Source organism: uncultured Proteiniphilum sp. (assembly GCF_937873925.1).
Lineage (GTDB): Bacteria > Bacteroidota > Bacteroidia > Bacteroidales > Dysgonomonadaceae > Proteiniphilum.
Window position 1 is genome coordinate 1 of record NZ_CALNAT010000109.1, and the last position, 8,506, is coordinate 8,506.

At 41.4% G+C, this 8,506-nt stretch carries 5 protein-coding genes; all 5 read left to right on the forward strand.

What is annotated here, in order from left to right; genetic code table 11:
• A partial coding sequence (locus Q0502_RS07415; RefSeq protein WP_298649110.1) for a SusC/RagA family TonB-linked outer membrane protein occupies positions 1-2,333 on the forward strand: 2,333 nt, incomplete at its 5' end.
• A 13-nt stretch (positions 2,334-2,346) separates the two neighbouring features.
• Positions 2,347-3,867, forward strand: a complete 1,521-nt coding sequence (locus Q0502_RS07420) for a RagB/SusD family nutrient uptake outer membrane protein (RefSeq protein ID WP_298649112.1) — start codon at positions 2,347-2,349, stop codon at positions 3,865-3,867.
• 19 nt (positions 3,868-3,886) lie between these two features.
• Positions 3,887-5,224 carry a SusE domain-containing protein gene (locus Q0502_RS07425; RefSeq protein WP_298649115.1) on the forward strand — a complete coding sequence of 446 codons (1,338 nt, stop codon included), beginning with the start codon at positions 3,887-3,889 and terminating at the stop codon, positions 5,222-5,224.
• An 80-nt stretch (positions 5,225-5,304) separates the two neighbouring features.
• Positions 5,305-6,810: a DUF4832 domain-containing protein gene (locus tag Q0502_RS07430; protein WP_298649116.1), complete on the forward strand. Its 1,506-nt coding sequence runs from the start codon at positions 5,305-5,307 to the stop codon at positions 6,808-6,810.
• Positions 6,811-6,900: 90 nt separating this feature from the next.
• Entirely contained in the window at positions 6,901-8,406 is a 1,506-nt protein-coding gene (locus Q0502_RS07435) for a DUF4874 domain-containing protein (RefSeq protein WP_298649118.1), read from the forward strand.
• The last annotated feature ends 100 nt before the right edge of the window (positions 8,407-8,506 follow it).

The window sequence follows — 8,506 nt, forward strand, 5'->3', positions numbered from 1 at the left end:
TCCTTATTACCACAAAGAGAGGGAGTAACCAGAAAGTGCAGACGACCTATTCCGGACAGGCTTCAGTACAAGCAATGAGTGAAAAATTCCAGATACTTGGAGTTCAGGAGTTCATGGATATGCGGAACAGACAGTACTATGAAAACTATCTTGCAAATAACGGATTGGGAATCTATGCAGATTACATTAAACCAAATGAAAATTCCCCTGTATTCGTTCCTCATTATACAAATGATCAGATCTTAAGAGCTCAGGAAACCAATTGGCTCGATCTGGTAACCCGTACCGGCTTTATGCAACAGCATAATATTCAGGTTGCCGGAGGTAGTAATCATAGTAGATATCTGGTTTCATTGAATTATATGAAGCAAGCCGGTATAATTAAGAGAAATGACGTACAACGTGTTTCCGGGCGTATAAATTTCGATCAGGATTTCGGTAAATATGTCACAGCCGGTTTAACGATGACATATTCTCAGAATAAGTTTGACAATGTCCCTTTGGGTTCTCATTCAGGAGAATATGCGGGTATTATAGCTTCTGCCGTAAGAGCTAATCCGGACAATCCTGTTTATGACGATAACGGGAATTACTATCTGGATCCGTTGCGCTCTTACGCTCCCAACCCGGTTTCATTACTTGAATATAAAGATTTGTCAGTAAATGATCGTTTGCTGGCTAATACACATGTGACATTAAAACCGATAGAAGGGTTGGAGGTAAAGGGCCAGTTAGGAGTTGACAGGCGTTTCCAGAAGCGTTCTTCTTATATCCCTAAAACAACTGTGGAGGGACAACGTAACAATGGTTCGGGACGAATTGCACAAACCGATGCCGCAGACTATCTTTTAGACCTTAATGCGACATACACCAGGGATTTTGATGAACACAAAATAAAAGGTTTGGTTGGATACGCGTTTCAGGAATATAATGGAGAGAGTTTAAGCGGCATGGCAAGGGACTTTCTTACAGATGCATTCTGGTATCATAATTTAGGTGCAGGTTCCAGTGAGCGGCAGTCAGTTGGTTCCGGAGCATACAAACGTTCAATCGCTTCGTATTTCGGTCGTGTCAATTATAATTATAAAGACCGTTATCTGGTTGAAGCTACTTTACGTGCAGACGGTTCATCTAACTTTACTCCCGAGAACAGATGGGGATATTTCCCTTCCGCATCGTTAGGATGGATATTTACAGAGGAAGATTTTATGAGAAATACAGGTTCATGGCTGTCTAATGGTAAATTCCGTATTTCATACGGTGCTACAGGGAATGAGAATGTAAGCTATGGACTTCAGAATACCTATTCGATCAATTGGAGAAACTTTGTTTTTGGTGATTCTGAACACAAAGGGGCCTATGTAAGCGCTATGGGGAATAAAGACCTTACCTGGGAAACGACTACAGAGTTTAATGTGGGACTGGATCTCGGATTTCTGAACAGAAGGATACAGGTTACAGCGGAGTACTTTAACAGGCAGGTAAGCGACATGTTGCAATGGGGTAAACCGATACCTTCCTATAACGAGGTTACATCGATAGTGGCCAATGCCGGTGAAGTAGAAAGTCAGGGATATGAATTGACATTAAATACGGCCAATATCACCAATAAGGATTGGAAGTGGAATACGACTTTGACTCTGTCCCATTATGAAGATAAATGGAAAGAGCGTCCTGCATTTATCGCGATGAAGCCATACCAGTCGAATAACGATCCGTTCAATGCCTGGTGGACATACGAGGCGGTAGGGATCATGCGTCCGGGTGATCCCGTACCTGAGGCTCAAAAGGATCTGCTACCGGGAATGGTTATTTTGAAGGATCAAAATGATGACGGTGTGATAGATGATGAAGATATGGTATATCAGGGAAGCGGGGCGCCAAGATTATACTTTGGATTTAACAATGAAGTGAAGTATAAAAATTTTGATTTCTCCATTTATCTCTATGGGGAATCCGGCCAGGCCAAAGGAGCAAGTTATCTGGAACAATGGACATTTATGGATACGAATCAGGTAATCAATGTTGCTGCATGGGCGAACAAGTCTTTCAGCAGCACGAACCTGAATGCTGATCATCCTACTTTCCTGAAGCAGGGAACATATGGCTGGGGTGATTATTATGTAAGTAATATTTATTACATACGTTGCGGTAGCATCACTTTAGGATATACGATTCCGGTAAAGTTGTTACAAAACGTACGGGTCTATACTAATATAAACAACCCTTTTGTGATTACAAACTGGAAAGGACTGGATCCTGAAACCGATAACGGGCCTTATCCTTATCCTAATATCAGGTCGTTAGGTATGGGAGTAAATATAACATTCTAAATAAAATAATCGTATGAAGAAAATATTAAACAAGTTTATCGTAGTGATTTCCGTTGCAGTTATGTTAACAGGTTGTCAACTCGATAGCGGTCTTTACAGTGAGATAGGTGAGGGTATGGGATTCCCGGCCAATGCGGAAGATGCAACTGCCCTTGTTACGGGAACATGTTATACCATATTTTCCCCATGGGGTATTTTTTATCCTGATGCAGGCTATTTTACTAACTCGGAAATGGTAACGGATATAGGTGAGAACTCATGGGGATGGACTACTGTATATAATTCGTATGAAGCGGATGACTGGCATATTGATTCAGGTTCCAGAAGTCAATACCGTTCATATAATTATATCTCTATGATGACAATGTCCATCCATAAGATCTCAAATATTGAGATGAACGAAAACCAGAAAGAACAGCTTATTGCGGAACTCAAGTGTGGCAGAGGTTTTCTTGCATTTATCCTTTATGATTTGTATGGTCCTATTCAAATTGCTGATCTGGAAACATTGCTATCGCCAAGGGATGAAAAACTGATACCCAGAAGAACGGATGCGGAAATGCATGAGTTTATTGAAACCAACCTGTTGGAAGCGGCTGAAATATTGCCTTACAGTTATAGTTCTTCCGATTATGGACGTTTCACCAAAGGATTGGCAAACACTGTTCTATTGAAATTTTACATGCTTACCGGACAATGGGAAAAAGCGGAAGCAATAGGTCGTGAATTAACAAAGCCTGAATATGGTTATAAATTAGTGGAAGACTATAATGCGTTATTTGATCTGGCTACGGAAAAAAATACGGAAACCATTTTTGCCGCAACCGCGAAAGCCGGTGTAATAGAACATAAATGGCATGCACATGCTTTGCCGTCGGATTATCCGTCTCCTTCAGGAAGAACGATCACTAAATGGGGCGGATTTAAGGTAGCCTGGCCATTCTACGAAACTTATGAACCGAATGATAACCGATTGGGAAGACTTGTAGGGGAATATACCGGAACTGAAGGTGTACTGCACAACAAGAAGAATGACAGAGATAGCGGAATACAAGGCGCTCTGTACAAAGGCGCTGTTCCTCAGAAGTTTGGTATGGAAGGTGTTGTAGGGGAAAACTGTGAAATAGATATACCTGTCTATCGCTATGCGGACGTTATAACCTTGTTGGCAGAAGCTATTGTCAGGAATGGTAATAGTGTAAGCCAGGAAGCGATTAACCATATGAATGCTGTCCGTAACCGGGCAGGATTAAACTCTTATATAATGGCGGATTTTCCCAATGTGGAAACTTTCCTGGATAAACTGTTATTAGAACGCGGTCATGAGTTTTATTACGAAGGCGTACGCCGCCAGGATTTGATCAGGCATGGTCAATTCATTGATGCTGCCGTTAAAAAAGCAGAATATGAAGGACAGCCTACCGGAAAAATCACAACAATGGTTGACGGAAAGTATAAATATGAGAGATTCCCGATACCTCCCAGTATTATATATGAATCCCAGGGTCTTGTAGAACAAAATCCGGGTTATTAATTAAAAAAAAATTAATACAATGAAGAAATATAGCATATATTTAATGATAACCGCTGTGTTATATATATTCTCTTCCTGCCAGGAAGATTACGGTTACAGGGTTGAAGTGCCCGTATCGGATATAACATTGGCATTACCGGAGAAAGATGCCGGGATAGACCTTAATGAAATGTCTATTGACGAATATACATTCTCCTGGAATGAAACTATTGAAGGAGGAACGACTCTCGTCCTGAGCGGCAGCGATGTTTTGCTGAATCCTGTTTATTTTAAGGCCGGAAATACTAAATCCTATTCAATTAAGGCTGAATTGCTGGATCAGATCACTGCCGAGTTCGGCATCGAGAACGGAAGAACAGGAACAGTTTACTGGGCGGTAAAACCGACTGATCATATTGGAATTGCAGCCTTGGAGATCAGGCCCTTGAATGTGAAACGTCTGATATCCAGATTACTTCTTCCGGAGAATCAGAAACTTGTAGCATTAGACAGTGACAGGCCTGCACTGCCGGTTAGTTTTGCCTGGGATACGGAAGGAGAAGATCCGGCTACAGCGTATTCTATTGTTTTCTCGAATAATAATGAGATGACGGGAGAAGTGGTAACCTACGATGTGGGCGCTGTAAACAGTGCAGGTATTACCAACAGTCAATTGCAGGATGTATTTATCAAATATTCAAGCCATCCGTTCAAATCAATGCGTTTGTATTGGAACATTAAGAAGACAGAAGAGAATGAATATTTATCCCGTTCCTCTTCTTCCATAGAGGTGAATCCGATGATGATCTACAAAGATGTGCGCGGCGATGAGGAAATTACCTATAAGGTGGCTAAAATTTCATACAGAGACGGACGGGTGCAATATTGGCTGGCAGAAAACCTGCGTACCGGGAAATATCCCGACGGGTCGGATATCGAGGAAGCTAACTATATGTTTGCGCCGCCGCATCTTTATACGGAAGGACAGGTAAGAGCCTTCGGAGGATATTATCGTCCTAACCCGACCATGTTCCAGAAACTTCCGGCTGCAGGTTGGAGAATACCGACTGTCACGGAATGCAGGGAATTATATGAAGAAGCACTTGCACAGGAAGGAACCTATAATGTATTGAGAGATCCTCTGTTCTATAATTACGAACCTACACAGTCAGATCCTAAAGTCAACAAGTGGAAACTGGGACTGGTGACCGCAGGTCAACAGCAAGGGGAGGACAAATCAATAACCAATACTACATTCTCATATATGATGGCCACAGGGATCGGGGAGAATACCCACCGTGCGGCTATGCTCGACCATTTTGCCATTTGGGAAGTGTGGGCCGTAGGAGCGAATGTAAGGCTCATATATGACAAATAAGTAGAGGTATTATTCAAATTAAAAAGAGATAAACGATGCGTCATATTACATTATTTTCAATTTTAATTATATGCATGTCGATGTTGTCGGTACTGTCCTGTGCCGACGACAAGGCGACATTCCCGGTATGGGAGTATGAAGGGGAACGCGGAGAAGATTCTGAAAACCCCGGAGAACCTGAAGAGGTCGGTCCGCTTACCAGTATAAAAGCTATCCGTAATCCTGAAAGAGGATATAACCTGGAAAGTAACTATTTTTCCCATAATCTTCGGAACCCCTGGCACAATGTATCTTTTCCCAGTCTTTGGATTCCGGAGATAGCAACAATGAACAATGCGTTGCCGGATAGTCTTACGCTGACCCAGCTTACATTTTACCTGAGCGATTTTGTAGGGAAAGATATTTCCCAAGGGGCTTTTGATAACATGCAGCGGGTATTTGACGATGCCAAGGAATTGGGATATAAGATACATATTGTTTTTGCTTATGACTATGATCCATATGCTACGGATGCGGAATTTGAAGATGTTTTTCGTCATCTGGAGCAATTGAAACCTTTTATCCGGGACAATATAGGAATTATAGATCTTTGGAGAATGGGTTTTATTGGAGCATGGGGTGAAGGGAACCAGTCTCCGATGAGTACTGATTGGGATAATAAAACCAAGCTGGTAAAAGGTATCCTTGATGCTTATCCTGACAGGTTTATGGCCCTTCGCTATCCGAGTCATCTGGCAAGATTTATAGAGCGTGGGTTGGGTGATGAGTATGTGAAACGGGTAGGATACACCAATGATTATTTCACTGCTTCGGAACATCCGGCAGCTCCCGGCAATGATTACACATTTGGGTCGGCAGATTACGCCCAGGTTATGGAGAAAGGACCTTACGTGAAAGTTGTCGGAGAAATTCCATATGATGAAGATACTCAATGGGGATTGGATTTTCTTATATCGGTTCCGAACTCAATCCGTGCATTGAAGGAGCATCATTACAGCGCATTTGACGTAACTCAAAACAATGCGTTGAATTTTGCGAACTGGAAAAGATATGAATTGACACCTGCTGCCCTGAAGGAAAAGAATGTGCTTTTCGATGAAAGCTATTTCCGTAGCGATGAAGGAAAATTAGTGGCCCGTTCGGCATACCAGTTTGTCAGGGATCATTTGGGATACCGGTTGTATATGGATAAGGAAGACAGTAAGCTTGAAGTGACGGGAGGAGAGCTCAATTATGATATAACAGTCTATAATACGGGATTCTCCACTATCCTTAATCCCCGCCCGATAAAACTCGTTTTTGTTGACGGGCAGGATAACATGGCTCAGATCGTAGATCTGGATAATGTGGATCCAAGAACATGGCAACCATGTGATCCTCAATTGAATGATTTTAAACAGATATATCACAATATCAAAGGTAACGTACCTGTTTCTTTGTCTGGAAATTACAAAGTCGGTTTATGGATGCCTGACCCGACAGATGAACTGGAAGAGATAGCCGATTTTTCTATCATATTCGCTAACACGGAAATCATCCACACTGAAAAGCATCGGATAAGTATAATAGGTGAGGTTAATTTCTAATGTACTTTTTATAAAACGGCATACGGATTTTTCAGGGATTCTCTTGTAATGTGTGCCGTTTTATTTTTTAGTAACCACATATATAGGATTATGAGATTCGAGTTGATATTCATATTTATTTTTTATCTGTTGTTTATTCCCGGTGAATCCACTGCCCGGAATCAGAAAAATACAACGGAAGCAGCCAAAGATATTGTGAAGATTGCCCCGTTACGCAATCCTGACAGAGGTTTTCATTTGGAGTCAAACTATTTTGCCCATGATATGACGAATCCATTCAGAAAAAACGAAATATTTCCAAATGGATTTATTGAAGCCCGGGAAAAGGCTTTTGATTCTGAATCCGAGAATCTGACATTATTACAATTGTATGTTTATCTTACCGAATGGGTGGATAAAGATATTTCACAGGAAGGATTGGAAAACATACAAGTCATATTCGATGAGTTGAAAAAACACGGGTATAAAGCTATCTTGAGATTTGCTTATAATTGGAAAGGTCTGGATGCTTCGGGTGGTGAATCGGAAAAGTGGATCTTACGGCATATAGATCAGCTGGAACCTTTACTGGAAAAAAACAGGGGGTTAATAGCCACGATACAGATCGGATTTTTAGGAGCATGGGGAGAATGGCATACCACCCCTTTGCAGAACGACTTTACCGCAAAAAGTAATATTGTAAACGCCTTGTTAAAAGTATATCCGGAACCCTACAGTATTCAGATCAGGACCCCCGATCATAAGAACAGGCTGAATTTAGACAATGAAAAAGATAAAACACGTATTTCATACGCCAATGATTATTTTACGGCTGGCGAGCATAGCCACGCCCCGGGAAATGATTTCGTCCCGGGTAGTCAGTGGTACAGGCAGATTGAGAGAGAGTCGCCTTGGTTCTTTATGAGCGGGGAGATTCCCTACGACGAAAACACCGAATGGGGTTTGGCAGCACTCATCGATCCGGAAACTACACTCAGGATACTAAGAGACCATCACTACTCGGCCTTTGACCTCACTCAGAATTATCAATTGAATATCAAATCATGGAGAAATATAAAAGTATATCCGGAACTACTTGTAAAAAACAATATATTATTTTCGGAAGATTATTTCATGGATGAAAAAGGGAACAGAGTGAATAGGTCGTTCTTCAACTTTGTGAGGGACCATCTTGGCTATCGGCTCAATTTAACCGGCTCTTCCCTGAAAACAAAAAGCAAAAAGCTATTGTATGACCTGGAATTTACAAATACAGGTTTTGCAGCGCCGGTTAATTCTAAACCTGTTTACCTGGTGTTTATTGATGAGAGTAACAATGTAAAAAGAGAGGTAAGGATCAATGCTGATCCCCGGGATTGGCAACCCTATGATTTCAATAAGCAATCATACCAACCTTTAAGACATCGTTTGACAGGTGATATCCCTGTCGATCTGGCAGGAAAATACAGGGTCGGGATCTGGATGCCGGACCCGGATAAATCTTTACAATACAATGGTGTGTATGACGTAAAATGGGTTCCCAATAAGAATCTCTCACAATGGTATGATAATGATGGAAAATATGCGGTAAATATCATTGGAGAAGTTGTCTTGTAGCATCCAATCTGAATTACTCGTAAAATTTGAAACAGTTTCTTAGTGATCAATAGAAAATGGAGGAGTTATGAAAAAGCGTACAGGATTTATTTTATTCATT